Origin of the sequence: Psychrobacillus lasiicapitis (assembly GCF_006861795.1) — a bacterium.
GTDB lineage: Bacteria > Bacillota > Bacilli > Bacillales_A > Planococcaceae > Psychrobacillus > Psychrobacillus lasiicapitis.
This window is the reverse complement of record NZ_VDGH01000010.1, coordinates 149695-176112: the sequence shown is the minus strand read 5'-3', so window position 1 is coordinate 176112 and position 26418 is coordinate 149695. Positions and strand designations below refer to the sequence as shown.

At 37.6% G+C, this 26418-nt stretch carries 26 protein-coding genes; 5 read left to right on the top strand and 21 right to left on the bottom strand.

All coding sequences use genetic code 11. The features are described from left to right. Positions 1-255: 255 nt before the first annotated feature. From FG382_RS17075 to FG382_RS17045, 7 genes are all read right to left on the bottom strand, one after another. Positions 256-852: an ABC transporter ATP-binding protein gene (locus tag FG382_RS17075; protein WP_142540093.1), complete on the bottom strand. Its 597-nt coding sequence runs from the start codon at positions 850-852 to the stop codon at positions 256-258. After that, complete coding sequence (locus FG382_RS17070) at positions 842-1765, bottom strand: ABC transporter ATP-binding protein (protein WP_142540092.1); 924 nt, start codon at positions 1763-1765, stop codon at positions 842-844. The genes FG382_RS17075 and FG382_RS17070 overlap by 11 nt, the downstream gene beginning before the upstream one ends. Before the next feature lie 18 nt (positions 1766-1783). Next, on the bottom strand, positions 1784-2647 hold the full coding sequence (locus FG382_RS17065) for an ABC transporter permease (RefSeq protein ID WP_142540091.1): 864 nt from the start codon (positions 2645-2647) through the stop codon (positions 1784-1786). Next, complete coding sequence (locus tag FG382_RS17060) at positions 2644-3636, bottom strand: ABC transporter permease (protein ID WP_229677440.1); 993 nt, start codon at positions 3634-3636, stop codon at positions 2644-2646. Before FG382_RS17060 ends, FG382_RS17065 begins: the two co-directional genes overlap by 4 nt. A gap of 11 nt (positions 3637-3647) precedes the next feature. Further along, the gene (locus FG382_RS17055) at positions 3648-5261 is read right to left on the bottom strand and encodes an ABC transporter substrate-binding protein (RefSeq protein WP_142540090.1); all 1614 of its coding nucleotides are present in this window, start codon (positions 5259-5261) and stop codon (positions 3648-3650) included. 277 nt (positions 5262-5538) lie between these two features. Further along, the gene (locus FG382_RS17050) at positions 5539-6477 is read right to left on the bottom strand and encodes a glutaminase (protein ID WP_373287645.1); all 939 of its coding nucleotides are present in this window, start codon (positions 6475-6477) and stop codon (positions 5539-5541) included. Between the two features lie 144 nt (positions 6478-6621). Then, positions 6622-7095 carry an MgtC/SapB family protein gene (locus tag FG382_RS17045; protein WP_142540088.1) on the bottom strand — a complete coding sequence of 158 codons (474 nt, stop codon included), beginning with the start codon at positions 7093-7095 and terminating at the stop codon, positions 6622-6624. Between the two features lie 347 nt (positions 7096-7442). Between FG382_RS17045 and FG382_RS17040 the strand changes: the two genes are divergently transcribed. From FG382_RS17040 to FG382_RS17020, 4 genes are all read left to right on the top strand, one after another. Further along, complete coding sequence (locus tag FG382_RS17040) at positions 7443-10475, top strand: efflux RND transporter permease subunit (RefSeq protein ID WP_142540087.1); 3033 nt, start codon at positions 7443-7445, stop codon at positions 10473-10475. Positions 10476-10629: 154 nt separating this feature from the next. Next, positions 10630-10863 (top strand): hypothetical protein, encoded by a 234-nt coding sequence (locus FG382_RS17035; protein ID WP_142540086.1) that lies wholly within the window; start codon positions 10630-10632, stop codon positions 10861-10863. Between the two features lie 379 nt (positions 10864-11242). Beyond that, a complete protein-coding gene (locus FG382_RS17025) occupies positions 11243-11446 on the top strand; it encodes a hypothetical protein (RefSeq protein WP_142540085.1) in 204 nt (67 codons plus the stop codon). 19 nt (positions 11447-11465) lie between these two features. After that, entirely contained in the window at positions 11466-11753 is a 288-nt protein-coding gene (locus FG382_RS17020) for a spore coat protein (RefSeq protein ID WP_142540084.1), read from the top strand. Positions 11754-11903: 150 nt separating this feature from the next. Here FG382_RS17020 and FG382_RS17015 read toward each other — a convergent pair whose 3' ends face one another. The 3 genes from FG382_RS17015 to rpmG all read right to left on the bottom strand — a co-directional run bounded on the left by FG382_RS17015 (position 11904) and on the right by rpmG (position 12778). After that, positions 11904-12245 (bottom strand): hypothetical protein, encoded by a 342-nt coding sequence (locus FG382_RS17015; protein WP_142540083.1) that lies wholly within the window; start codon positions 12243-12245, stop codon positions 11904-11906. 94 nt (positions 12246-12339) lie between these two features. Further along, complete coding sequence (gene rpsN / locus FG382_RS17010) at positions 12340-12609, bottom strand: 30S ribosomal protein S14 (protein ID WP_142540082.1); 270 nt, start codon at positions 12607-12609, stop codon at positions 12340-12342. A gap of 19 nt (positions 12610-12628) precedes the next feature. Beyond that, positions 12629-12778 carry a 50S ribosomal protein L33 gene (gene rpmG, locus FG382_RS17005; protein ID WP_142540081.1) on the bottom strand — a complete coding sequence of 50 codons (150 nt, stop codon included), beginning with the start codon at positions 12776-12778 and terminating at the stop codon, positions 12629-12631. A 418-nt stretch (positions 12779-13196) separates the two neighbouring features. Between rpmG and FG382_RS17000 the strand changes: the two genes are divergently transcribed. Beyond that, the gene (locus FG382_RS17000; protein WP_142540080.1) at positions 13197-13673 is read left to right on the top strand and encodes an Hsp20/alpha crystallin family protein; all 477 of its coding nucleotides are present in this window, start codon (positions 13197-13199) and stop codon (positions 13671-13673) included. A gap of 757 nt (positions 13674-14430) precedes the next feature. Here FG382_RS17000 and FG382_RS16995 read toward each other — a convergent pair. The 11 genes from FG382_RS16995 to FG382_RS16950 form a co-directional block, all read right to left on the bottom strand. Further along, positions 14431-14640, bottom strand: coding sequence for a hypothetical protein (locus FG382_RS16995; protein WP_142540079.1), 210 nt, complete (start codon positions 14638-14640; stop codon positions 14431-14433). 208 nt (positions 14641-14848) lie between these two features. Continuing rightward, the gene (locus FG382_RS16990; protein WP_142540078.1) at positions 14849-16156 is read right to left on the bottom strand and encodes a CitMHS family transporter; all 1308 of its coding nucleotides are present in this window, start codon (positions 16154-16156) and stop codon (positions 14849-14851) included. A 306-nt stretch (positions 16157-16462) separates the two neighbouring features. Next, complete coding sequence (locus FG382_RS16985; protein ID WP_142540077.1) at positions 16463-17584, bottom strand: AbrB family transcriptional regulator; 1122 nt, start codon at positions 17582-17584, stop codon at positions 16463-16465. Between the two features lie 143 nt (positions 17585-17727). Beyond that, a complete protein-coding gene (locus FG382_RS22755) occupies positions 17728-17886 on the bottom strand; it encodes a hypothetical protein (protein WP_170206566.1) in 159 nt (52 codons plus the stop codon). Between the two features lie 184 nt (positions 17887-18070). Next, a complete protein-coding gene (locus tag FG382_RS16980) occupies positions 18071-19039 on the bottom strand; it encodes a tripartite tricarboxylate transporter substrate binding protein (protein WP_142540076.1) in 969 nt (322 codons plus the stop codon). A gap of 41 nt (positions 19040-19080) precedes the next feature. Continuing rightward, entirely contained in the window at positions 19081-19755 is a 675-nt protein-coding gene (locus FG382_RS16975) for a response regulator (protein WP_142540075.1), read from the bottom strand. Positions 19756-19773: 18 nt separating this feature from the next. Then, complete coding sequence (locus FG382_RS16970) at positions 19774-21375, bottom strand: ATP-binding protein (protein WP_142540074.1); 1602 nt, start codon at positions 21373-21375, stop codon at positions 19774-19776. 125 nt (positions 21376-21500) lie between these two features. Further along, the gene (locus FG382_RS16965; protein WP_142540073.1) at positions 21501-22679 is read right to left on the bottom strand and encodes a NupC/NupG family nucleoside CNT transporter; all 1179 of its coding nucleotides are present in this window, start codon (positions 22677-22679) and stop codon (positions 21501-21503) included. Between the two features lie 345 nt (positions 22680-23024). Continuing rightward, a complete protein-coding gene (gene sstT / locus FG382_RS16960; protein WP_142540072.1) occupies positions 23025-24266 on the bottom strand; it encodes a serine/threonine transporter SstT in 1242 nt (413 codons plus the stop codon). A gap of 241 nt (positions 24267-24507) precedes the next feature. After that, a complete protein-coding gene (locus FG382_RS16955; RefSeq protein WP_142540071.1) occupies positions 24508-25281 on the bottom strand; it encodes a YibE/F family protein in 774 nt (257 codons plus the stop codon). Next, a complete protein-coding gene (locus FG382_RS16950; RefSeq protein ID WP_142540070.1) occupies positions 25278-26417 on the bottom strand; it encodes a YibE/F family protein in 1140 nt (379 codons plus the stop codon). The genes FG382_RS16955 and FG382_RS16950 overlap by 4 nt, the downstream gene beginning before the upstream one ends. Between the last annotated feature and the right edge of the window lies 1 nt (position 26418).

The following is a 26418-nucleotide window of genomic DNA, read 5'->3' as shown; positions in this document are numbered from 1 at the left end:
AGCCCCCGTCATCCCCCACTGATTGTTAGTTGTGACCCACACGATGTGGGTCACACAGACGTTGCAAACGCTCTATTATTTTGCGACGAGCTTTGCGCAGGAGCAACACGATGTTGCGTACTTAGTCTGGGATCATTTCATCGGGCTTTTACGGGCAGTTGACTCCCACTCATTTTTTCGCTTTTCTTCAATCTTGAAGTCGGAGTCTTACTGCCCGTTAATGCGGGATAAAATTCCATCCAAATGAAAGTAATTTCAATGCAATTCAATTACTCGATGACAAAGTCTTTCCACCAATTTAGCTTCGTGACTTACGACAATAATGCCCATTTCTCTCTTCCTTGCAATTTCTATAACCGCATGCCAAATTTGAGCTTGTGTGATTGCATCCAGCATCGTAGTCATCTCGTCTGCTATAAGAAACCGAGTCCCAGCTCCCAGTGCTCTAGCTACGCAAAATCGCTGTAGCTCTCCACCTGATAACTCTCCTGGCCATCTAGTTAACCATTCCTGCTCAATACCTAATAAATCTAGCAGTTCTAGGTCAGGCCTTCCTCCTTCGTTAAGCACCTTCCCCATTTTCCAACGTGGGTTTACTGCTTTTTCTGGATGCTGGAAAACTAATTGAACTGGGTGCATTCCTTTCGAGATGATTGGCAAACCACCAATCGTCACTTTTCCTTCTGGCGGCTTTTCATATCCCGATAAAATACGGCAAAAAGTTGTTTTACCACGTCCGCTAGGTCCTGTGAGTCCAACAATTTCTCCTGGTTCTACAGTTAGGTTTGTATGTTGAAATAGCCATGGTCCATTACCATATCGAAATCCGATATTTTTTGCTTCAAGTCGCATGCATACACCTCACCATTCCATTGCGGATATTCCGCATATCCGGTTGTTCTTCACTACATGCAGAGGTTGCCATTGTACAACGTGGTGCAAATAAACAACCAGTTGGCAAATCACTTGGATGAGGCTGCGAACCAGGAATTGGAGTAAAATCATTTTGAGGCAATGCTCTCCATAATGCTTTACTATATGGATGCCTTAATGCTTCCCCGTTCCCCGTAAAATCTTCTACAGGAGCTAACTCAACTGTCGTTCCTGCATAAAACACAGCGATTTTATCGGCAATCATCAACGCAGATTCAATATCATGTGTAATGAGCATAACCGCACATCCATTATCAGCAAATTCTCTGAAGTTGTTTAAAGCTTCTTTCATCACAACTGGATCTAGTCCTGGAGTAGGTTCATCTGCAATAATTACCTTCGCATCGCTCACGATTGCGGTGGATAGCAGCGCTCTTCTTGCCATTCCCCCAGAAAGCTGAAAGGGATACATCTTTTCCACAGTTTGTTGTAAGTGAAGCCTTTTAAAAACCGCTCGTTGGGCTAAAGTAGCGTCTCCAGTTTGGACAGAGGTACGAACTTGATTTCCTACACGCATAAGTGGGTCTAAATAGTTTGTCGATTGTGGAATAAGTGCAATCTCTTTCCCACGTAGCGATGCTTGTGTGGAAGGGGTGAGTAACTCCCCATTATATTTAATGGTTCCACTTACGAGCGCATTATCTGGAAGTATTCCAAGAATAGCATGAGCGAGCAAACTTTTCCCCGAACCACTCGCTCCAACAACTGCTAATATTTCACCTGCTTCAAGTGTGACATGCAGGCTTGAAATTACTTGTATGTTTTTTCGTTTCAAACCAGCTGTATATTGATTAAAAGATATCGATAAATTTTCCACTTCAAGGATAGGCAATTTTTCTCCCTCCTTTTATTAATCATTGCTTTTCGAAGGATCCAAAAGTAATCTAAGATTTTCTCCAATTCGATCGAATGTCTGAACAATCATAAGCAAGCAAAGGCCTGGGTAAAAAGCAAGCCACCACATACCTGCAGACAAATACTTCATGGATTCTGACAAAATAATACCAATAGCCGGCTCGTGTGGAGACAGCCCTAAACCTATAAATGTTACGGCAGATTCATGCAAAATCACGTGAGGAAACATCAACATAAAACCGATTAAGATTTGCGGGGTTAAATGTGGAAGTATATGATGAACTGCAATCCACCCCTTAGATTTGCCTAGTTGCTTGGAAATCTGTACATACTCTGCTGAACGAATTTGCATAACTTCCGCTCTAATAACTCGGGCCAAACTTGGCCAGTGAGTTAAAACAAGCCCTATGACAATCCCCTTAAACCCTCCTCCTAGCGTAAACGCGATGAGTATTAAGGTCACAAGATGAGGAACACTGAGGAATAGATCAATCAGCCATGAGATGAGACGATCTGCTACTCTCCCCATTGTTGCTGCTGCCATACCTAGAATAAGCGCAATAGATGTACTGCCAATTGCTCCGATCAATCCAACTTTCACGCTTAATGAAAGGCCCATAATTGTTCGGGCAAACATATCTCTCCCTAGCCAATCTGTACCAAAAAGATGATCGAATGACGGAGCTAAATTACGAGCAATAAGATTGGTTGCAATTCTCTCCTCATCGAGTAGAGCACCAACTACTACAACACCTAGCAAAACTATCGCCGCAACAATACTTGTTACGAGCTTCCTTTGTCTTCGATTTAACGAAAATCGATTTTCTTCTTTTTTTCGAACATGGAGGTTTTGAATCATATCATTCTACTCTCCCTCGTTCTTGGATCTACAACATAGTAGATCAAATCAGCAATTAAATTCCCTGCAAAAACAAAGAATGTACTAAAAATGACTAATCCTAATAGTAGCGGAACATCTCCGCGAAGACCTGCTTCTACCGTCGCTTGTCCTAGACCTGGATAAGAGAAAATCTGCTCTGCAAGCACAGCCCCCCCAAACAATTCGCCAAACGCCGCAAATTGTAAGGTTATTGCCGGCAAAGCCACATTACGTAATCCATGCCTCCAAAACAAGATAAAACCACGTTCACCTCGAGCCCTCGCAAACAACACATAATCGCTCGCAAGTACATCGATTAGTTTCTGACGAGTATGCAACGCAACATTGGCAACACCAATAATACTAAGTGTAATGGCCGGTAGAATAAGATGCTCTATTCGATCTGCAATTGTAACATCTGCTGCAAGTACCCCTGCTGGAACACCCAATCCGATTGGAAACCAGCCGAGCCAAACAGCAAACACGATGAGCATTAAAAGTCCCAGCCAAAAAGTAGGAGTGGATGCAAGCGTGTAACAATACCACTTAATCAATCGATCTATCCAACTGTCCTTCTTCATAGCAGACACAACGCCCATCACAAACCCAATTACTCCGGACAGAACCCATGCTGTTACCATTAAGATAAGAGAGTTTACAAATCGTTCTCCTATTATTTCCGCTACCGGTCGACGAAAAATCATGGATGTGCCCAAGTCACCAGCAAGTAGAGCAGATCCCCAATTCAAAAACTGCACCATAACTGGTTGATCAAGTCCCCAATACTCGGCTATCTTTTCTCGTTGCTCCGGCCCCACTTTTAACATATCCGCACCAATATATGCTTGAATAGGATCTATTGGAGAGTTTTTTACTAACAAAAACGAAATGAAACAAATAGCTATTAATAATGTAAGCATTCTTAAACCTTTCAGTAATAGAAAGATTCCTAGCTTTCCTAAAAGCATTTTACGCACGTTTAATTACTCCATTTCCAGTCAACGATATTGTCTGTTGCCGGCCAACCATGTCCATGAACGTGGATTCTTTGTTCTCCTATATCAAGACCTTCTTTCACTAGGTACAAGTGATCAATGTTGACTAACCATGCCCAAGGAGCATCTCCTTTTGCACTTAAACCAGTCGTTCCATCCCATTGAGCCTTTTGCCAAAACTCAATTGCTTCTGCTTCACTTTTTGCTTGAAGGGCCTTTTTAAAATAACCATCCACTGTATCATTTTGATAATATCCTGTATTATAGTAATCTACTCCGGCATTGTCACCGCCATAAATATTGTACATTTCATGCGGGTCATGACTTCCCCATCCCATTAGTACAGCTTCGGAATACATTTTTTGTCCGATAATATCCCAACTGCCGCCTTCAACTTTTATGTTAATACCAAGTGGTTTCATCATATCCGCAACGGAAATAGCAAGAGATTGTCTTATTACATCATCCGCAACGTAATAGAGAGTAAATTCTGCTTTCATCTTCCCTTTTTCAAGAATTCCATCACCATCTGTATCTTTCCAGCCCGCTTCCTCTAATAGTTGACGTGCTCCGTCTACATCTGCATCTTTCATCATCGTGTCTGGATTCCACCAAGGTAGCCCATCCACTGATGTGTAGGCTGGTGAACCATAGCCTTCTAGCACTCCGTCGATTAATGCTTTTCGGTCTACTGCAATATTAATCGCGTGACGAATAGCCGGATCTGCAGTTACGTCATTACCAATTGGTAGACCGTCCTTTGTAAAGTCACCTGACTTCACATAAGGGAATACAATCCCACGATTATCTACTGTTTTTATTGCTTTAAGTTTCATCCCAGGAACGTCCTGTTTGCTATATGCAGCTGGGATATAGGCAAGGTCAACTGTTCCTGCTTGTGCAGCCGCAAAGGCAGAGTCTTCATTTAAAAATACAAATGTAACTTTTTTAAAGTAAGGCTTTTTGCCATAGTATTCAGGATTCTCTTTAACAATTAGCTGTTGGCCCTTGTCCCATTGTTCAAGCTGATATGGCCCGGAGCCTATAGGGTTTTCTCCATAGTTTTCACTATACGCATGCTCAGGTACAATACCAGTTGCAACTAAATTATTTATAAACGTAGATCGTGCTTCCTTCAGTAAGAATTTAACAGTCGTATTATCCACTGCTTCTACTTTTTGCAAACCATTCAAATCCACAACAGATCCACTGTTCATCGCTGTTTCAAAGGTAAATTTTACGTCTTCTGCTGTTAAGGGCTCGCCATCTGAAAATTTCACGTCTTCACGTAACTTCACAGTCCAAACTTTTCCGTCTTCATTTACCTCATAACTTGTTGCTAAATCATTAACAATATTAAGCTTGTCATCTCTTTTTAATAGAGTACTTTGAAATAGAGGTGTACCATAACGTCCCCATCCTGTTGTTGGATCAAATCCTGTTTCTGGTTCAGATCCAAACGCTAAAACAAGTTCATCTTTTGGAGCTTCCTTACTTTTATGATTATTTTGTTGAGAATTAGATGTTGAACATCCTGCTAATATAATCGATACAGCTAGAGTAGCTATAACGATGAAACCGAAAAACTTATTGGTCATTTACTGCACTCCTTCTATTAATAAATTGAAATCGATCCGGTTTAAAATAAAGAATGAAAGAAATATATTTTGTGGCCTGACGAAGGTCATATTTTGGTAATGCGGAAGATTACCAGAGAGTGGGTGGAAAAAAACAGAATTAAATGGATAGAATTTGCTAGTGATTCCATTACGTATTATACGACTGTTTCCATAAGGTATCAACAACTAAATAGGATAGCACTTAGTGAAAAGGCTTCCCTCGACCATCTCTAGGAAAGCCTTTTACATTTTCTTTCTAAAAAATACTCAAATCCCATGTTTTCGCTATTTTCTCCAATAAAAAAACACCTGCTACACTGCTTCCATACTCGTCGATAGCTGGTCCATAAATACCTATCCCACATCCATCAAGTAGAGGCGATGCCTCCTGTCTAACACGGGGAGGTACTGCTGCCATGACACCGCCGGAAACTCCTGTTTTTGACGGGATTCCAATGAAAGCAGCAAATCGTCCAGAGTTATTGTAAACACCACAAGTCAGCATTAGACTCTTAGCTAATCGAGCAACTTCTTTCGGAAGGATTTGTTCTTTCCGTATTGGATGATATCCATCCTGTGCTAGAACCAATCCCATCAAAGCGATATCTTCTGTCGTCACTTCAATCGAACATTGTTTCAAGTACACTTCTAAGGCTTCCTCCACTTCTATTTCTAAATAGCCTGTTTCTTTTAAATAATAAGCGAGCGCTCTATTTCGATTTGCCGTTTTCCATTCAGAGAGGAACACTTCTTCATTGTAGGTAAAAGATTTTCCGACCATTTTTTCCATTAATAGTAATACAGAATCTAACTTCGCTTTTGAATCGGCCCCTGGTAGGATGGAAGATACTGTTATGGCCCCTGCATTAATCATGGGATTTAGTGGTTTGCCGAGCTTATGCATTTCTAAACGAATGATGGAGTCAAATGGATCACCGGTTGGTTCTAAATCGACTCGTTCCAAAACATAAGGAATCCCATGATGCATACATGCTACGATAAAACTAATTACTTTAGAAATGCTCTGTAGCGTGAATACCACTTTCCAATCACCGGACTTTATAATGCTTCCATCTGGCTCGATGATGGATATGCCTAAATGAGAAGAATTTACCTTTTCTAAAGCTGGTATGTAGGAGGCATTTTTTCCTTGTATGGTAAAAGGTCGATATTGCTGAATCCAGTCGTCGATCAACTGTTGGTTACTTCTTGGTTTCACTGCTTTTATCCCCTATTCTATAACTTACTTCTGGATGGTAAATATCCATAAAAAAACTACAATCACCGATATTACGATAATTGTAGTCTTTGCTTCGTTTAACTTATTTAAACTATTCGGTTACTCCCCATCACTATCATCATCTTTTTCTCTGGAAGGTAAAATCCCTATTTTCACCACAAGCTTTGGCAAGTTCATCGCAATAAACATTAAGACTGCCGTAATAATAGCCAGATCATATGCTCCATAGCCTATTGTTAAACCGACACAAGCAGTAATCCAAAGATTTGCAGCAGTAGTAAGTCCACGCTTTACATTGCCCTTATCTATCCAAATTACACCTGCTCCAAGAAAACCAATACCACTTATTACTTGAGCTGCCAAGCGCATCGGGTCCATGTAAGGTCCCTGATTTAAAGTAGACAAGGACATCGCTAATGTCGATCCTAAACATACTAATATATGAGTTCTAATACCAGCCGGCTTATTCTTTATCGCCCTTTCTAAACCTATAAAAAATCCGACTCCTGTTGCTACAACCAGTCTTATATATAAATCAAAATGTGAATCAAATAATGAGGTGATAAAATTCATCATGCATTACTCCTTTAAAGTTTACTAATATCAAGACATATTACTAAAAACATCTTTGCATGTTTCATTATAGCCATAACCGAGACCAGGTTATTCCTAATTAGCCGCCAGTCAGTTACCTGCCCCCTTCTAAGCCTTAGGTCGTAGAAAAAATTAATTCTAAGGATCAATGTGGAACATTTTCCTATTTTCTAAAATGAAATAGGAACTTCACCGATAGAAAGGAGCTTTTAGAAATTAAATTTTTGTAAAATTTATAAAGTTATCTACAAATCTGTTTTTTTACTTTTCGTTTATGCTAGCATTTTATTGGTGCAAAATTGTAATTTTTAGGAGGAATTATTTTTATGTCGACGTTTACGAAATGGGCTTTTGGTAACAGGGCCGCTGTCGCTGTGTTAACAATTTTAATATTAGTGATAGGTATTGTCAGTTATTTTAGGCTACCAATGGAGTTTTTACCGACTGCGGATAATCCGCAAGTAACGATCATCTCTGTGGGTCATGGCACTGACTCCAAAACCATGGAGTCTGAAGTGACGATTCCAATTGAAAGAGCAGTTACAGGATTGAATGGAAAAACATCTGTTTATTCTACCACGGGGGATGGATTTTCCAAAGTAGACCTATTTTTTGAAGCAGGGTCTGATATGAAACAAGCGAAACAAGATGTACAGGATGCAATTAGCAATGTGGCATTGCCTTCCTATATAGCTAAACCTACTATTTCACAGCTTAATACGTCCATGATTCCAATCGTCAACATTGCCGTTACTTTTGATGAAGGTTTATCTACGGAAAATATGGATTTTGCGCGAGAAGAGCTTAGATCTATCTATCAAGAGATCAAAGGTGTTTCTAATGTAGATGTATATGGCGTTACGGATTCTATTATTTCCGTCAAGATGGATGAAGAAAAATTGGCAGAACATCAAATTCCTCTTCAAGCGGTCATGGGAGTACTTCAAGGTCAAAATACTGCTGTTTCTGTCGGAGAAAAAACGATAGACAGTAAAACTAGCAATGTCAAAGTAATTGGGGATGTCACAAGCATTGAAAAACTTAAGGATTTAACAGTAGCTCCACATGTAAAGCTTGGTGATATTGCCTCTATTGAAGAAACAAAGGATACAAACTTTATCAGCCGTTTTAACGGAAAAGACAGCTTAGATATAAGCATCACAAAAGATAGCCAATCGAATGCTGTAACGATTAGTAAAGAAGTTGAAAAAGTAACAAAAGAAATCAATGAAAAATATAATCAGCAGGAATCTGTCATTTACGTATCCTCCGCTGATTTAGTCGAAAACTCCGTTCATACGATGATAAAAGAAGTGCTGCTTGGTGCACTATTTGCAACAATAGTTATTATGCTCTTTCTACGAAATATCCGTTCTACCTTTATCACTATCGTATCGATTCCTTTATCACTTTGTTTTACGTTATTCCTCTTGTCAATGTCTGGCGTAACACTGAATATTTTAACGCTTGGTGGCGTAGCTGTTGCAGTTGGACGTTTAGTAGACGACAGTATAGTTGTCATCGAGAATATTTTCCGCAAAATGCAAACAGAGAAATTTTCCGTTCAAATGATTATTGACGCAACAAAGCAAGTAGGTGTTGCGATTACTGCTTCTACACTGACAACAGTAGCAGTATTCTTACCGATGAGCTTATTAAACGGTGGACTACAACAATTCTTATTACCATTTGCTTTAACGGTTACCTATTCCTTACTTGCATCGTTACTCGTAGCGTTAACTGTTGTACCAGTAATGAGTGCGGGATTATTAAAAAATACAAAGATGCCTGAACATAAGCCCGCTGTTCGTTTTCCTAAACTAGTTACTTGGTCTTTAAACCATAAATGGATTGTCTTCACCATTTCCATACTTCTATTTTTCGGATCCATTGGTACTTATTTTGTCATCCCTAAAGGAGCAGTAGACAATTCTTCTGCTGACTATGTAATGGCAACACTTAGCTACCCTAATGATACACCAATAACGGAAGTAAAGGAAAAGACATTGGAGCTTGAATCCTCCATTCTAGCAATAGATGAAGTGCAGCATGTATTTTCTCAAGTAGGTTCACCAGCAGAAGCAGCTCAATATGGATGGGTCGGATCACCAACTGAAGCATCCTTTAGTATTTTACTTCATGATAAAAAAGATACAGAACTTATTATAAAAGAAATGGAAAAGAAAAAAGAAGACTATCCCGATGCCACTTTAGAATTATCTGCAGCATCTTTTATGATGGGTGGAGCAAGCACGAATATTACAATTGATGTCGTTGGTGAAAATGTAACCGATTTGGAAGAAGTAGCAACAGCTATAAAAGAAAAAGTACAAAGTATTGAAGGTGTAGAGGAAGTAACGACCAATCAAGATGAAAAGAAAACAGTGCACTCTCTTGTAGTTGACCCGACAAAAGGAAATACAGAACAAGTTGCACAACAGTTAGGTGTCATGTTAAATAAAACACCAATCGGAACAATTAGTGTGAATGACAAACAAAAAACGGTATTCTTGGAACCACTGCTCGATACAAAAACAGCAGAAGACCTAGAAAAGATCCAGGTTATGACCGATGCAGGTCTTGTTCCAGTATCATCGATTGCTACACTACAAAGTGAGGAAAGATCTACGAACCAGTTCCATAAAGACGGAGATACCTATCTTCGAGTGACAGCTTCCGTAGATCCTGCAAAGCTATCAGAAATCTCAAATGCAGTAAATCTCGAAATTTTTGGCGATAAAGAGGATAAAGCTGGCTTAGATATTCCGGAAAATGTAGATGTTCTAATCGGTGGTTCAAGCAGCCAACAAGCAGAAGACTTTACAGATTTATTCCTTATAATGCTTGTATCTATCGGAATTGTATTTTTGATCATGGTCATCACATTTAAATCTATTAAAGCACCAATCGCGATTCTATGCTCGTTACCACTTGCAGCAATTGGAGCTATTCTAGGAATTCTTATTAGCGGAATATCAGTGGATATTACAGCTCTTCTTGGAGCATTAATGCTAATTGGGATTGTCGTAACAAATGCGATTGTGTTATTAGATCGAGTGAAACAAAATGAACAAAAAATGATTATTCGCGATGCACTTGTCGAAGCAACCGCAACAAGAATGCGACCAATCTTTATGACTGCAATTGCAACAATCTGTGCAATGCTTCCACTACTCATGAAGCAAGCTGAATCAGGAAGTTTAGTATCACAAAGTCTTGCGATTGTGGTTATAGGTGGATTAGCAATGGCAACGTTACTAACACTGATTGTAATTCCTTGTATATATGAATTACTTTATTTTAGAAAATCTAAGAAACAGCGGATGAATCAGTCAGTTGAGCAAGAAATAACTTCATAATATGTTCCTATTAAAACCAGACTTTAGTTCAAAGCTATAGTCTGGTTTTAGTTATTTCGTTTTGGGGTAAATATTTTTATTGGAAATTAGTTGTTATACGTTTCGTATTTTCCTTCCTTTTTGCTTCATACTAAAAATAATAGGAGTGAAGAGAATGAAAAAAGATGAGCTTGTCAAAATGGAAGCAGCTGAAGTAAACATGGATATGAACGAAAAAATGAATGAGGATAGTAAACTTACCTATCAAAAAGAAGGTACTAACTCTGCTACGGAAGCGAATATTGCCATCCAAGAAGAATTCTATGGTGAAAATAATGAAGATGAAGTACCACCAAGCTTCATCTACAATAATATCCCAGCAATTAAATTCAATAGTAACGATAAATAATCCTATTGGTCCCGCTATCAATAAATTGTCCATATGTATGAAAGAGTATGAGATAAAGTGAAACTTCAATCAGTGGCGGTTTTCCAACGCACAGGACGTGCTAGTGCGGACGTTGCGACATGGAGGTCGCGCTTTTAGTCTCCGTCATCCCCCACTGATTGTTAGTTGTGTCCCACACGATGTGGGTCACACAGACGTTGCAAACGCTCTTTTATTTTGCGACGAGCTTTGCGTACTTAGTCTGGGATCATTTAATCGAGCTTTTACAGGCAGTTGACCTCCCGCTTATCTTTTCGCTTTTCTTCAATCTTGAAGTGGGAGTCTTACTGCCCGTTAATGCGGGATAAAGACTTTCTTATAGTTTCGGAGGTGAAATGAGATGACCGTTCTAACGATGAAAGAATTAGCATTTATGGAGGATGAAATCCGTGCAGAGGTAATCACCGCAAAAACGATGAACTGGTGTGCAACGCAATGCAAAGACCCAGAGCTAAGAAAAACACTCGAGCAAATGGCAGAAAAACACCAGCTAAAAATTATCGAGCTCTCCCAATACTTCAACCAAACAAATAACATTCAATAACAACAAAAGGTGGATTCATATGCCAAATAATATCGCAGAACGCGGACTTACAGATCGGGAAATACTCCAACTTTGTTTAGAGCTGGAAAAAGGACGTTGCCGAAACATCAGCAATACTATATTAGAGACCACACATCAACAGCTACGAGAAATTTATAAGCAATGTTTTGAAAATGCAAGTTCAAACCATTATCAGCTTTTTGAAATAATGAGCAATAAAGGCTGGTATAAGACCGAGCTAGCATCTCAGGAGCAAATTGACAAAGTACAAGAACTTATGCAAAATAACCTGCATCCTGATGATTGAGGGAAGAAATTATCGCAAAGAATAATTTAGAAAAAGCATTATCCCTGTGGAGATAGTGCTTTTTTGTATGTTATAAAAGTGCTACTAACAAATTGAAAAACGCTCGCTTTTTCATAGATTTCCCTCTCTGAGTGACATGGCGCTTCGTCATTAGTTCTTAAATAAAAAAACACGTTTACCCTCCACTAATGGAAAATGATGAGTGTAGTCTATCCACTCTACTTTCTGACTTCGGGCTTCTATTTTTTGGTGGAGCTCTGCATCAATTGCTTCTAGTCTTTGTACAACCCTATCATAAGACAAGTTAAAGCGAGAAGCAGCCACGTCAACTGGTGAGTATTTGAGTAAAAGCTGGCAAAACTCCTCTGCATTCTCTGCTCTTTCCGCCAAAGTATCTTCTATGTTTATTATAAATTGATAAAATTCTCTTTTATCATCCCGAAGCTTTGCTACTTCACTTCGGAACAAAAACTCTACAAGTCGTTCATTCAAATTACTCACCCCACGTAAAAAAAGAAAGAGGCACATGCCCTTCTCTTCAAGTGTTATACACAATAACTAGTCTTTAATCTAATCCTTACTTATATTACCAACTCGATTTTTTTACACCGGGTAATTGTCCTTTATGTGCCAATTCTCGAAATGCAATTCTGGACATATTGAATTTGCGCATATATCCTCTTGGTCTTCCAGTCACTTCACAACGATTTTTCAATCGTGTTGATGACGAATTTTTCGGAAGCTTGCTGAGCGCTATATAATCTCCTTTTTCTTTTAATTCCTTCCGAAGTTCTGCATAGCGACTAACCAGTTCTCGTTGCTTTTTGTCCTTCACCACTTTAGATTTTTTGGCCATTGTAATACCTCCGTCTTTTTTATTTTGTTTCTCTATGAAGCGTTACTTTACGTAGACGCGGGCAATATTTTTTTAGTTCAATACGTTCTGGATTAGTCCGTTTGTTCTTCGTTGTAATATAATTGCGATCTCCTGTCTCCGTACAAGCTAATGTAATGTTTACTCTCATAATTGCTGTTCCTCCTAGAAATAATGTACAAACTATCATCTTACACACCGCAAACAGTAATGGTTACGATTTAGTTGATATAATGAATTAAAACATAACATTTATAAAAAGTAAAGAAAATTTTATCCCGCATTAACGGGCAGTAAGACTCCCACTTCAAGATTTAAGAAAAGCGAAAAGATAAGTGGGAGATCAACTGCCCTATAAGCCCGATTGGTTCAACTAACAATCAGTGGGGGAAAGCGGACTAAATGCGCGACGTCAATGTCGCAACGTTCACACTAGCACGACCTGTGCGTCGGAAAATCCCCACTGATTGAAGTTTCACTTTATTCGCTTGTACATCTTAGCCCACTACCATTCTTTTACTTCTACATAATGTAAGCATGAGTATTAAAAATGGTAGGAGGAATAAAAAATGAATTATGGCGATGGCAATCTTCCACAAAAGAAAAATGAGCATTTCATGGGAGCATCGGAATTTGGTTTTAAATCATTAAGAAATATGATGCAGCAAATGGATTCGCTTTTCAGCCAGTTTTTTAACCAACTGGACAATCATCTTCCCTTTAATTCATTTCAAATTGACACACATGAAACCGACAGAGACGTGATTGTCGAAGCAAAATTACCTGGTTGCAAACGCAATCAAATTAAATTAGAAATAATAGGAAACTCCTTAAGAATCGGTGTGGAGGACTCTCTTCATGAAGAAATTAAATATCCAACGCACACAGGTAGAAAACAATTTTATTCAAGAAGAGAACAAATGGTTACTCTTCCTTATGCAATCCCAGAAAAAGACACGTTAGTCACTTTTCAAAATGAAATATTAAGAATCTCTTTTCCAAAGAATGCTGTGCAGCAAAAATTCCTTACAATTGATGAACAATGATTTTTAGTAATTTTTGTTCCATCCCCCAAAAATAGAACAAGAGCGCAAACACCTTAGTCTGCCCTAATATGGCAATTAGAAATGAGGATACTGCACGGTAGCTATCGGCGTCCCACTCCAAGTAGACTTGCTATTGTAAGATTTGGTTGCTTTCATTAGTAATTTGGTTGCTCTTATGCTGATTTGGCTGCTTTCGGAATAGAATTGGTTGCTTTCCATAACTGTTTGATTACCCTTAACCATTAACTGGATAAAAGTGCATCCACTTGATTGGCTTTGTCGCGTTCATGGCCTGTTATGTCTCGTTAGACCATTTATTGGAATATAATTTGTGATATATTTAATGATAATAGAAATTATCGAAATCTGTTGGAACTAAGTAAGTAGCAAGCTCCATTGATTTTCGCTGTAGGCGTCGACTCCTGCCGAGGCCTACAGGATGTTGGTTTCAAAGGCGTTACCACACGATGTGGCGTTCTTAGCCTTTGTTCCTCCGCATGAGCAAAATGAGACATCCAAAGGTACGCCATAGCGGCGGGCTGGCTCATCGCTCACCTGGCGGAAAGCATACGACTGCAGTGAAAATCGTAGCGGACACTAATAGAGCAATTTACCGCACAGTTTCCCTATACTAATCGACAAGCCAGAGAGCTAATAATTTCCTAAGCCAGAAACAAAAGAAACCAAACATAGTTTAAATACTATGATTTGGTTTCTTCTTGTTTCTATTAATAATCGAGCACATACTTTGAAAGCTTTAACGAGAAGGTCTCGCTTCTTGACAGTTGGAACATTTTTTCTGATTGCTTCCTTTAAATTTTGTAAACGTTTTTTCAAATTCATTCCCGCATGAACATTTAAACTGTAGTTTTTGCGAGAAACCTGTGTATTCTTTTGAAAGTAATTCACTATCTGAATTCTTCGTAACATATTCACGTATTTGTTCAATCGTCCATTTTTTATTCATTTTAACACCTCCACTAGTTTTCCATTCAATTAGACTCAATAAACTACCTAACCTACTGAACTCTTATTGTACCATCACTTAAACAATCCTGTTTAAGACTGAAATATAACTCTATTATGAAATAACTTGACTATACATGCCTTTCTCAAACTCCCCGAAACACAAAAAAAAATCATCTCTAGCTAAAAGTCGAGATGATTTTTTTATATTAGAAAGTAATAACTCCCAACACAATTGCTGCTAGTATCATGACAAAACATGAACCTAATGCCCACTTAATGATAAACTTTTGATGGTCTCCGAATTCTACACCAGCCATCCCTACAAGTAGGTAAGCAGAAGCCATTAATGGGCTCATCGCATGGACCGGCTGACCTAATATAGAAGCACGCGCTATCTCTACTGGATCTACCCCATAAGCTGCCGCAGTTTCAGCTAAGATTGGCAATACGCCGAAATAGTAAGGATCATTTGCCATAAAATAAGTAAATGGAATACTTGTTACTGCAGTAATAACAGCAAAACCCGAACCAAAAGATTCTGGAATAACTGCAACTAGGCTATTGGCCATTGCATCAACCATTTCCGTTCCAGATAAAATTCCAGTGAAAATACCGGAAGCAAAAACTAATCCAACAACTGCAAGAACATTTCCTGCATGGTGAGATATTCTCGTTTTCTGATCTTCTAGATTTGGATAGTTAATCATAAGCGCTATAACAAAAGCAATCATGAACAAAGTAGATAATGGTAATACAGAAGTAACCAAACAGGCAATTAGTGCAACCGTTAAAGTAAGGTTGACCCATAACATTTTTGGTCGTTTATAGTCTTCTACTGTAGAAGTTGCAGCTAACTCACTTACAGCAAGCATCTCTTCCTTAGAATATTGGATCTTGGCAACTCCCAATCTTTTACGCTCTTTTTTCCCAAGAATGAACGCTGTAAATAAGATCCACAGTATTCCAGCTGCCATAACAGGGATAAGCGGTGTAAATACATCTGCCACATCAAGCTGCAATGCTGCTACCGCTCTAGCTGTCGGCCCACCCCATGGTGTCATGTTCATAACACCAAATGAAAGCATCGCAACACATGTTAAGATAAGTGGGTTCATTCCAATTCGCTTATATAACGGCAGCATTGCCGATACTGTAATCATATATGTTGTCGTTCCATCACCATCAAGTGCAACAATCATCGCAAGAATAGCTGTACCTATAACAATCTTTAATGGATCACCTTTAACAATCGTTAAAATTTTTGCCACAAGCGGATCAAATAAGCCTGCATCAATCATTATACCAAAGTACAGTATAGCAAACATTAACATGACACCTGTCGGTGCTACTTGCTTTATACCTTCTAGCATCATTTCACCGATGCCCTGTCCAAATCCTCCTAGTAATGCAAACAAAATTGGTATCGCAACTAACGCAACCATAGCGGACATACGTTTTGATATTATTAAATACATAAATACTGCGATCATAGAAAAACCTAAAAGTGCTAACATACTTTTCCCCCTCACTATTTCTTTCCCCAAATGTCATTTATCAAATATGGAAAATAATTAAACAATTTAGATATTATTTAATTAATATAAAGGAGGAAAACATCTATGTAAACGTTTACAAAATATAGTTATTTAAATACTTTTTAGCTATTTAGTACATTAAATTTATTATTTGAAAATTGGCAATTGATATAGAAAAACACTTGGGGGGCAGTTCAGTGCAGTTCAGAAATCCAAGCGTTTTTTGATTTATATATATGGAAGTGAAAGTTAGAATTTAGGTCGTAAGTCTTTTAATAGAGTAAGTCATGCTTTTACCGAACCCTCTAAAACCTCTTGACCACCAAATATATACTTTAGAAAAATCGGAACGATAAACAATATGAAAAAAACACGAAACAACTGATATGCGGCAACCATGGATACATCCGCTTGGACAGTGTGTGCCGTAACACCCATTTCTGGTAAGCCGCCTGGAGCTATACATAAAAAGGCAGTAGTCATTGTAATCGGATAGACGATATGTAAGCCATAAGCTAAAACAAGCGCAAAACCAACAATCAAAAAGCCAGAAACAATCGAAAAGGGCAGTAGCTTTTTCCAATTTTTCAGCATATCCATTTTTATTCCGAGACCCAAATAAACGCCTAGGCAAAGCTGGGCTAGTACGATAAGTATGTGAGGTAACGGAAATGTTCCAAAGCCAGCCACAGTTAATATTGCAGATGATAATAGGGGTCCGATAATCCATGGGGTTGGAAATTTGAAACGAACCGCGCATGCAGTGATGAGTAAAACAATCACAAGAACCATAATGATTTGAAAGAAACTAACATACTCCGTTTGCGTTACTAGATCAGCTGTAGCGTTACCTGCTCCTGCTGTACCACTTGAAAATGCATGAATCGATAAAATAGGTACAATGAAAATAACCGTTAACATTCTAATTGTTTGCATGAAGGTAACTACGGTGGAATCTGCTCCTTTGATCTCTTCGCTCAATAAAACCATTTGGGATAACCCACCCGGTGTCGTCCCCATTACAGCACTTACTATATTAATTCCAGTTAATTTTGCAACAAAAAAAGCAATTGCCAGTCCGACAACTACCATTAGAATAGTAATAATAGCCATGGATGGTAACTGGTCTACAATCTGTTTCGCACTAGCAATCGTAAACGACAGGCCCATACTATAACCTAGTAACATTTGGCCTCCATTTTTAAAACTTGCCGGCCAATATAAATCACGTTTGGAAAATAGCTTCCAAATCAAAATAGCTGTTAAAGGTCCTAACATCCATGCCAATGGTAAATTTAGTATTGTGAATAATAAACCACCTAATATACCACATAGTAAAGTTTCTACAAATGGAAGCAGGCTTTGTTTTCTGTTATCTATCAACTTAATAATCGATGCTAAAGTCATGATGCCCTCCCGTTCCTACTACTCACTTACAGACGAAAAAACAAGGCTGCCCAAGATTATGTTAAACCTCGACCATTCTGCATAAAATGGTTGAGATGTTAACACTTCGATCCTTGAGTCACCCTTGAATTGTATATTCCTCATTAAATAACAGCTTCTACAATACGATCATTGAAATAGATGACATTGGAGAGAATTTTATTATCTTTTATCTTTTTAGTTGATTCTCTCGCTTCTTTTTCATCCTCAAATTCAAACATTTTAATACTACCATCATTCGTATAAACAGTTAAGATCCACATTTATCCGTTCCTCCAATAGTTATATTAAAAAGTAACGCTGTAAAGACAGTAGCTAGATTCGAAACAAAGCTCTTGTCTTGTACTTTTGCCAATCGTACAGCTATTATTGTAAAAAGTAAACAATACGAAATATTATGTCATTAAATTTATTTAAACTATTTTGTTTATTTTGTTCACAGACGTATTAATCTTTCCTATTTACATTCATTAAAGCCTCATACATCTTATCCTGCTCTTCTAAGAATTTTGCAGTTTCACTACTATTCTTATAAAAATCTTTCCACATATACTTCTCTAGCGTTTGCTGCCACTTTTCTGTTTGCACCATTTTTTCCATTGTCGTATCCCAAAATTGAATTTCACTCTTCGTCATATTCGGCGGCCCCATTACACCACGCCAGTGTTCAAATACTAAGTCTATTCCTTCCTCTGACCACGTAGGAACATCCGGAAGCTCTTCTAATCTTTTATCAGATGAGATAACGAGCATTTTTACTTGATTCAAATCATAATACTTTTTAGCCTCTGCTAAAGTCATTGTTGCAACATCTATTTGCTTTTTTAATAAGGCATCCACTACTTGAGCACTATTTTCATATATAAAAAAATCGAGCTCGTCGGAATTCAATCCTACTTGTTTACCCACCAATACAAACGATAGCTGATCATCATTCCCTAATCTGGGAGAAACACCAATCTTAAACCTATGAGGGGCTTCTTTCATATTGTCCATTAAGCTCCTTGCACTGCTTATATTGGAATCCTTAGAAACGATCACAACCTCCCATTCCGTAGCCAAAATGGCGATCGGTGTAAAATCTTTATAGGTTATCTTACTTTGACCCAATAAATGATTGGTGATGAGCAAGCTAGAATTAATAGCTAATACATGATCTTTTTGCTGATTTGTATATTTCCAGCCTAACTCTCCACCAGCTCCTATTTTATTCATTACCTGAATATCTCCATCTATTAACTTTTCACTCATTAAAACGTCTTGCATCGCTCGTGCTGTTAAATCCCAGCCTCCACCGATAGAGCTTGGAGCAATAATCGTTACTTCATCTCCAATGACTTCTTGATTCTTTTCCGATGAACATCCGGTTAAAAGCGTCACAAAAGTCATGACAAGAACTAGTATTTTTTTCCTCATTGTTTATCCCTCGTTAATTGATTCTAATAGAATGTTACTTTTTATTCTATTAAGTAATATTTCCGCTGAGGTCTTCCTACAATTCCATACTCATGTTTTGCAATGCAGACATTTTCCGAAACAAGAAACTCTAGATATCTTCTTGCAGTTGTTCTAGATACCCCCATCGTTTCACTCATTTCATCGATGGATACGCCTTTAAGCTCTTCCACCACATCTTTTATTTTCTTTAACGTATGGCGATCAACACCTGTCGGAAGATCCTTTTGCAGAATTGTCGATTGGTTGGTAATCCCAAAGAACCTATCGATCATTGTCTGATCTATCTCATTAGTCTTGCTAAGTAATTCTTTCCTTCTTTTATAATCTTCAATGGTTTCTACAAATTTCTTCATCGTTACCGGCTTTAATAGATAGTTAAATACACCATATCTAGCAGTCTTCTCAAGCATTGCTCTTTCTGTTGCAGCAGTCACCATAATAATATCTACGTCCGGATAACTCTCTCTAATTTTAGCCAATAAGTCAGTACCAAGCTTATCAGGCAAATAAATGTCGAGTAAAAGTAAATCTACTTCATTTGCTTCTAAAAGCTCCATCGCTTCCTTCGCATTTAGCGCCTTTCCAACCAGCTTTACACCTGTTATTTTTTGCAAAAATTGCTCTTGTACTTGGGCAATTCGAAAATCGTCCTCTACTATTACAACTTTAATCACTTTATCCCACTCCTTGCTCTATCCCGAAACCTTTTTTGGAAGGTAGACCGTAAAAATAGATCCACCATTAGGTTCATTACTTACTTCAATTGTTCCACCAAGCGATCCTACAATGCTTTTTACATTAAACAAACCGTATCCTCTATTTTCTCCCTTAGAAGAGGAACCTGGCGTAAACAAAGAAGCTAACAAATCGTCCGAAATTCCTTTACCGTTGTCCGTTACCTCTATAATAATATCGTTTCCAAGTCCCATAATAGAAAAAGCCACCCTTTTTTCTTTCTGATGTGCAACTGCATCAAATGCATTATCGATAAGATTTCCTATAATTGTCACGATATCCGTTACCTCTATATGACTTGGTAGAGGGTCTACATAGCTGTCGGCATCAATTTCAAGCATCATTTTCTTTTCGGATGCTTTTCCAAGCTTCCCTAACAAAATAGCTTGGACATTTGCATCATGAATTTGATTAAATAATATTTCGTTTTGCTGCTGATGAGTGATCGACTCTTTTTGAATAAATTCCAATGCATCTTGATATCGCTCTAATTGTAATAATCCTGATAACAAATACAATTTATTGGCATATTCATGTGTTTGCGCACGAAGTCCATCTGAATAATCCCTAACTTCCGTTATCGTATTCATCAGTTTTTTTAACTCCGTTTTGTCTCGGAAACTAGAAACGACGCCTACAACATTACCGCCTTCGATGATTGGAATTATATTAAAGATGAACATTTTATCATTGATCAAGACCTCCACATTATGAGCGGTCTTTCCTGTCTGTAACACATCCTCTATGTTTATATCCTGAAGGACATGCTGAATATGCTGGCCTATAAAATCTTTTTCGTTAAGATTCAACATAGACTTTGCAGAATGATTGATCAAAGTTAAAAATCCATTTTCATCTATAGCTATAATACCTTCTTTAACTGATAAAAGAATGGCACTTCTTTCCCTATACAATGCCGCAATTTCATGAGGTTCCAGACCCAACGTATCTTTCCTTATACTTTTTGTCAGGAATATCCCGCCAGTAATTCCTAACAGTAATACTATGAGAGATGCGATAATAATGATTTTCACCCGCTTATAAATACTCTCGTAAATGTCTCTTTCCAGAAACTCAACGGATACGGTTCCAATCACTTGTGTATATTCTCCATTGTCCGCCATTATCGGGACCTTCCCCATTAAAACGGAACCTTCCTCCCGCACTACTTCAAAATTATTGGCACCACCAAACACTAACATTTGATAACTTGTTTCGTCTAAACTCTTTTGACCGACCAGGCTTGGATTTGTATGTGAATAAATAATGCCCTCCCGATTTTCGATGATAATATCGGCCGCATGCACCTGGTCTTTTACTTGCTCTGCAATCGGTCGGAATTGAGTTTCGATATCTTTTTGTTCAATGGCATCCCTAAGCTCGGGCATGAGAGAAATCGACTTTGCTGATTGCAATGCCAGTTGTTTCACATGATCTCTCGTATCAACCGATTGCAGGTAAGCAAATATACAGGCAAGAAGAATAATGATTAAAAGAATTAACGTACTAATTAGACCTAATATTTTTGTTTGTAATGGAATATTTTTAAGTTTATGCATGGTCAAAACTCTTTTCTCAAAATAACTATCTTTTCAATTTTAGCATTTCTCCAACAAATTTACATGACAAGACGGTAATATGAAAAAGAAGATCCACTACGAATAGCGGATCTTCTTTATTAAGATTATAGGATAAAGCTAACAATAACTGCTGATAGTACACTAACTAACGTTGCTCCGTACAAAAGCTTCAATCCCATTCGCGCTACAACGTTTCCTTGTTTTTCATGTAGCCCTTTTACCGCACCGGAAATGATTCCAATGGAAGAGAAGTTTGCAAAAGAAACAAGAAAAACAGAAAGGATTCCGATTGATCGCTCACTTAAGCCTGACGCTAATTCATTTAATGAGAGCATTGCTACAAATTCGTTTGTCACTAATTTGGTAGCCATAATACCACCTGCTGTGACGGATTCTGAAACGGGAATACCCATTAAAATAGCAAATGGAGCAAAAACAAATCCCATTATTTCTTGGAATGAGATTCCAAATATCACATCAAATAAGGTATTTACCCCTGCCATTAATGCAACGAATCCAATTAACATTGCCGCAACTATAATGACAACCTTAAATCCATCTAAAATATACTCGCCCAACATTTCAAAGAAGCTTTGTTTTTCGGATTGGATAACAAGGAGATCCTCTTCTTCGGTTACAGTGTATGGATTGATGATGGAAGCAATGATAAATCCTCCAAATAAATTAATCACGATTGCCGTTACGACATATCTCGGCTCAATCATCGTCATGTATGCTCCTACAATAGACATCGATACAGTAGACATCGCTGACGCTGAAAGTGTATATAGCCGCTCTTGAGATAGATGACCAAGCTGTTTTTTCACCGTAATAAAAACTTCGGATTGTCCAACAATAGCAGATGCTACTCCGTTGTAAGATTCTAATTTACCCATACCATTAACTTTACTGATGATCCAGCCCAACCATTTCATAATGAAAGGAAGCACTTTAATATGCTGTAGAATTCCTATTAGAACGGAGATAAATACAATAGGAAGTAGAGCTGTTAAGAAGAAAGGAGCTTGTCCTTCGTTCGCAAGTCCTCCAAATACAAAATTGATTCCTTCATTTGCAAATTCAAGTAATTTTTCAAAACCAGCGGCTATTCCTTTAATAAGTATCAATCCAAATTTCGTATTCAGTAATAAGTAAGTTAATATTACTTGAATAACAAGCATTTGGATAATTGGTCTAATTTTTATACCTTTACGATTATTACTTGCAACCCAGGCAAGAGCTAACACAACAATTAAGCCTAAGATTGAGATTAAATAGTTCATTTAATGCCTCCAGGAAATAGTATTATTAGAAGGTCAAACGTCTGACCATTAAACTTCCTTACTAAGTATACATATATTACTCATTATGTCCAAATACTATTTATAAAATGTTACCGATTTCAAAAGAAATACTGGAAGATTGTGGTCACATAATATATAAGAAACAAAGTGAAATAAGCATATATCCGATTCCATTTTCATCATTTATGTCTTTGTTACTATCTTTTCTTTTTCACCACTATTTAGAGGACTAGTCTTTATTTACCTCAACTTTCTCCAATTAAAACCAATAAAAAGCCACGATCACCGAATCATCTTCGGTAATCGTGGCTTTTAAAACTTATTTTAGGAATTAGCTGGAGATACTTTACTAACTTTACTTTCTTTTCGTTCTCTAGCTTCTTCAGCAGCCGCTGTGAACAGTACGTCTGAAGAAGAATTCAGTGCAGTTTCACAAGAATCTTGAACAACACCAATGATAAAACCTACCCCAACAACTTGCATGGCAATATCAGCTGGAACGCCAAATAGACTACATGCTAGTGGGATAAGTAATAGTGATCCACCAGCAACACCTGATGCACCTGCTGCAGAAATAGCTGCTACAACTGAAAGCAGAAGGGCCGTTACAAAATCGACTTCAATACCTAGCGTGTGTACTGTAGCAAGTGTTAGCACTGCAATAGTAACAGCTGCTCCAGCCATATTAATAGTAGCACCTAGAGGAATGGATACTGCATACGTATCTTCATCTAAGCCAAGTTTTTCACATAACTTCATATTTACTGGAATATTAGCAGCGGAACTACGTGTAAAGAATGCCGTAATACCACTTTCTCTTAAAACCATGAAAACAAGCGGATAAGGATTTTTTCGCGTATAGATGAACACAAGCAATGGGTGTACGACTAGTGCGATAAACAACATACATCCTACTAAAATTAAAATTAGTCTACCATATTCAACTAAAGCAGAAAATCCACTTGTTACAATTGCATCAAACACAAGCCCCATAATACCAAGTGGCGCTAAATTGATCACCCATTGTACTACTTTCGTAATTGCATCGGAAAAACTGCCTAACATATCTTTCGTGTTTTGACTTGCGCTCTTTAATGCAAGTCCAAGTACGACTGCCCACATTAATATACCTAGATAGTTTGCATTAATAATAGCATCAACTGGATTAGAAACTAAGTTAAATAATAATGTTTGAATAACTTCCACAATACCTTCTGGTGGTGCTATATCTTTTGCGCCAGTTGTTAATGTTAATGTAACTGGGAACATAAAGCTTGCAACCACCGCGACAGCCCCGGCTAAGAATGTACCTAGTAAGTAAAGAAAAAGAATTGATTTCATATTCGTTTTCTTACCACTTTTATGTCCGGCAATGGCATGCATTACTAAGAATAATACTAGTACTGGTGCAACTGCCTTTAATGCTCCAACAAATAAAGAACCAAGAATAGTAACCCCACTTACGGCATTAGGAAGGGTCAAAGCCAAGATAACACCTACTATAATACCGACTACAATCCTTTTTACCAGGCTGATTTGGTTCCATTTAATTAATAAATTCTTCATCCTACTATCCCCTAACATTTTCTTCACACATCTAATATAAAAGAAGTACAATCACTTCTCCCCAGTTGAAATAATGTGTACTTATTTTATCTTTAAATAGACTGATATTTTATTTTAACACAAATTTTTCGAATGTTATATTGTTATTTTTTGCTTATTCTAATTGATGCTTTCTATAGAATAAGAAAACCTCCAAATAATTATTTGAAGGTTAGAAAATAGATGGTAATGTACTAGTTTATCATACTGTTTCTTTTGTTTCTTTGTTCCTTACAAAAAAATAAGCAGTAATCCATGTGGTTATTGGGATAACTAGTGTTACTCCTATTCCAGCACATAGGATCGTGATTATTTCGGCACTAAAAATCTTCGAATTGACGATATCCCCAACGGAATACGATAAATCTTTAAACCATATGAGTAATGCTAAATAGCCCCCAAAGAATGCAAAAAACAGGGTATTTGCACTTGTTCCTAATATATCTCTCGCAATAGACAATCCGGAAAGGAATAATTCTTTTCGACTAATGTCCGGATGGTGATAATGGATTTCCCGCATAGGAGAGGAAACTGCTATAGCCGTATCCGTAATCGCCCCGATTGTACTCATAATAATTACAGACACTGCAATTTTCACGAAATCCACTTCGACTAATAAGGAAAACGCTCCAAGCTCTCCTATTTCTTCTTCGCCAAACCCTTGTATCATTGACTTATTCGTTACGAAGATTATAAATAAAAGTAAAATAACAATACAAATAATTGTGGACAGAAAAGCTGTTTTTGTTTTGCTATTCACTCCATTGATATAGAAAAGATTGATGCAGCTAATCACTACACAAGCAAATAAAGTTACAATAACTGGATTAATCTCCGGGGAGCACAGCAAAATGACTGTTATGATAATGACTGCAAAGTTGAAAAATAAAGCGAAAAAAGATCTTACTCCTTTTCTTCCGCCAATAATAGTCATTAGTAGAAATAATATACCTCCCAATAACACTAATACATTCATAATCTTGCCCTCTTTCTATTCACGAAAAATAAGGTCGTATAGAGACCAATCGGAATGGTCAACACAATTCCTATTCCACCCGCTAAAGCACGGGCCAATTCCAGTGATAGAGTTAAGGAAAGCGTATAACCAAATGGAGAAGCATTTTTAAAATAGAGAATAAGCGTTGGTATCGAACCACTTACATAAGCAAAAAACAAAATATTCGTCATCGTTCCCATAATATCTTTTCCGATTTCCATTCCTGATTTAATGAGTGCCTTTACGGATATGTAGTTATTTTTCTCATATAATCCAAAAATCGAAGAAGACATCGTAATAGCGACATCCATCACTGCCCCTAGAGAGCCAAGGAATAGTCCCGCCATAAATACCATACGATACGGTCGAGTAATAAACTGCATTTCCTCATACCGTAGTCCTTTTTCCCCAGTTACCAACAGAACAAGGTACGTAATTAATAGCGATATAAAAGTTCCAAGCAAGGTCGCGATAATAGCTGCATATGTTTTCTCATTTAAACCGTTTGCAAGCAACAAAGAGGTAACCGTAAACAAAATAACGCTTATTCCACAAATCCATAACAGACTTTGACTGGAATTATGAATATAAATATCCAGTGCATACGATAAAAGGATGGCATTAAATACTAAACTAATGAAAGAGAACAGCCCCTGTTTTTTTCCAACAATCAGTAAAACAAAAATAAATACCCATCCAATCAGCAACAAGTACTTATCCCGTTTGACCTCTTGAATTGTCCCCGTTAAATCTTCATCCTCTTTTTCACTCTGATCGATTTTAACAAACAACTCATTTCCAATTTGAAACTCATGATCATAGGCTTTGGATTTGGAGTATTCATTTGTTAAATGAATCTCCTTTTCCTTTTCTTCTCCATTTAATAATTTAGCAATTATATGTTGCGTATATAAAGTATCCTCATTACCATTTATATCACTTACTTTCACCACATCTTCTACTTTTGTATGGACTACCTTAGCTATAGGTTTTTCATAAAAGGAATAATTATTAAAAACAAAAATAACGGAACCTATAAAACAACATAGGAGTATGGCAATAATTACTTTATCTTTGGAGTTCATCTTTTTATATATACTTCCGACCAAATTCATT

Bases quoted from the DNA above. Each gene is read 5' to 3' on its own strand.
- FG382_RS17075 (WP_142540093.1), bottom strand. From the start codon at position 852: ATGCGACTTGAAGCAAAAAATATCGGATTTCGATATGGTAATGGACCA.
- FG382_RS17065 (WP_142540091.1), bottom strand. From the start codon at position 2,647: ATGATTCAAAACCTCCATGTTCGAAAAAAAGAAGAAAATCGATTTTCG.
- FG382_RS17060 (WP_229677440.1), bottom strand. From the start codon at position 3,636: ATGCTTTTAGGAAAGCTAGGAATCTTTCTATTACTGAAAGGTTTAAGA.
- FG382_RS17055 (WP_142540090.1), bottom strand. From the start codon at position 5,261: ATGACCAATAAGTTTTTCGGTTTCATCGTTATAGCTACTCTAGCTGTA.
- FG382_RS17045 (WP_142540088.1), bottom strand. From the start codon at position 7,095: ATGAATTTTATCACCTCATTATTTGATTCACATTTTGATTTATATATA.
- FG382_RS17040 (WP_142540087.1), top strand. From the start codon at position 7,443: ATGTCGACGTTTACGAAATGGGCTTTTGGTAACAGGGCCGCTGTCGCT.
- FG382_RS17035 (WP_142540086.1), top strand. From the start codon at position 10,630: ATGAAAAAAGATGAGCTTGTCAAAATGGAAGCAGCTGAAGTAAACATG.
- FG382_RS17025 (WP_142540085.1), top strand. From the start codon at position 11,243: ATGACCGTTCTAACGATGAAAGAATTAGCATTTATGGAGGATGAAATC.
- FG382_RS17020 (WP_142540084.1), top strand. From the start codon at position 11,466: ATGCCAAATAATATCGCAGAACGCGGACTTACAGATCGGGAAATACTC.
- rpsN (WP_142540082.1), bottom strand. From the start codon at position 12,609: ATGGCCAAAAAATCTAAAGTGGTGAAGGACAAAAAGCAACGAGAACTG.
- rpmG (WP_142540081.1), bottom strand. From the start codon at position 12,778: ATGAGAGTAAACATTACATTAGCTTGTACGGAGACAGGAGATCGCAAT.
- FG382_RS17000 (WP_142540080.1), top strand. From the start codon at position 13,197: ATGAATTATGGCGATGGCAATCTTCCACAAAAGAAAAATGAGCATTTC.
- FG382_RS16995 (WP_142540079.1), bottom strand. From the start codon at position 14,640: ATGAATAAAAAATGGACGATTGAACAAATACGTGAATATGTTACGAAG.
- FG382_RS16990 (WP_142540078.1), bottom strand. From the start codon at position 16,156: ATGTTAGCACTTTTAGGTTTTTCTATGATCGCAGTATTTATGTATTTA.
- FG382_RS16985 (WP_142540077.1), bottom strand. From the start codon at position 17,584: ATGACTTTAGCATCGATTATTAAGTTGATAGATAACAGAAAACAAAGC.
- FG382_RS22755 (WP_170206566.1), bottom strand. From the start codon at position 17,886: ATGTGGATCTTAACTGTTTATACGAATGATGGTAGTATTAAAATGTTT.
- FG382_RS16980 (WP_142540076.1), bottom strand. From the start codon at position 19,039: ATGAGGAAAAAAATACTAGTTCTTGTCATGACTTTTGTGACGCTTTTA.
- FG382_RS16970 (WP_142540074.1), bottom strand. From the start codon at position 21,375: ATGCATAAACTTAAAAATATTCCATTACAAACAAAAATATTAGGTCTA.
- FG382_RS16965 (WP_142540073.1), bottom strand. From the start codon at position 22,679: ATGAACTATTTAATCTCAATCTTAGGCTTAATTGTTGTGTTAGCTCTT.
- sstT (WP_142540072.1), bottom strand. From the start codon at position 24,266: ATGAAGAATTTATTAATTAAATGGAACCAAATCAGCCTGGTAAAAAGG.
- FG382_RS16955 (WP_142540071.1), bottom strand. From the start codon at position 25,281: ATGAATGTATTAGTGTTATTGGGAGGTATATTATTTCTACTAATGACT.
- FG382_RS16950 (WP_142540070.1), bottom strand. From the start codon at position 26,417: ATGAATTTGGTCGGAAGTATATATAAAAAGATGAACTCCAAAGATAAA.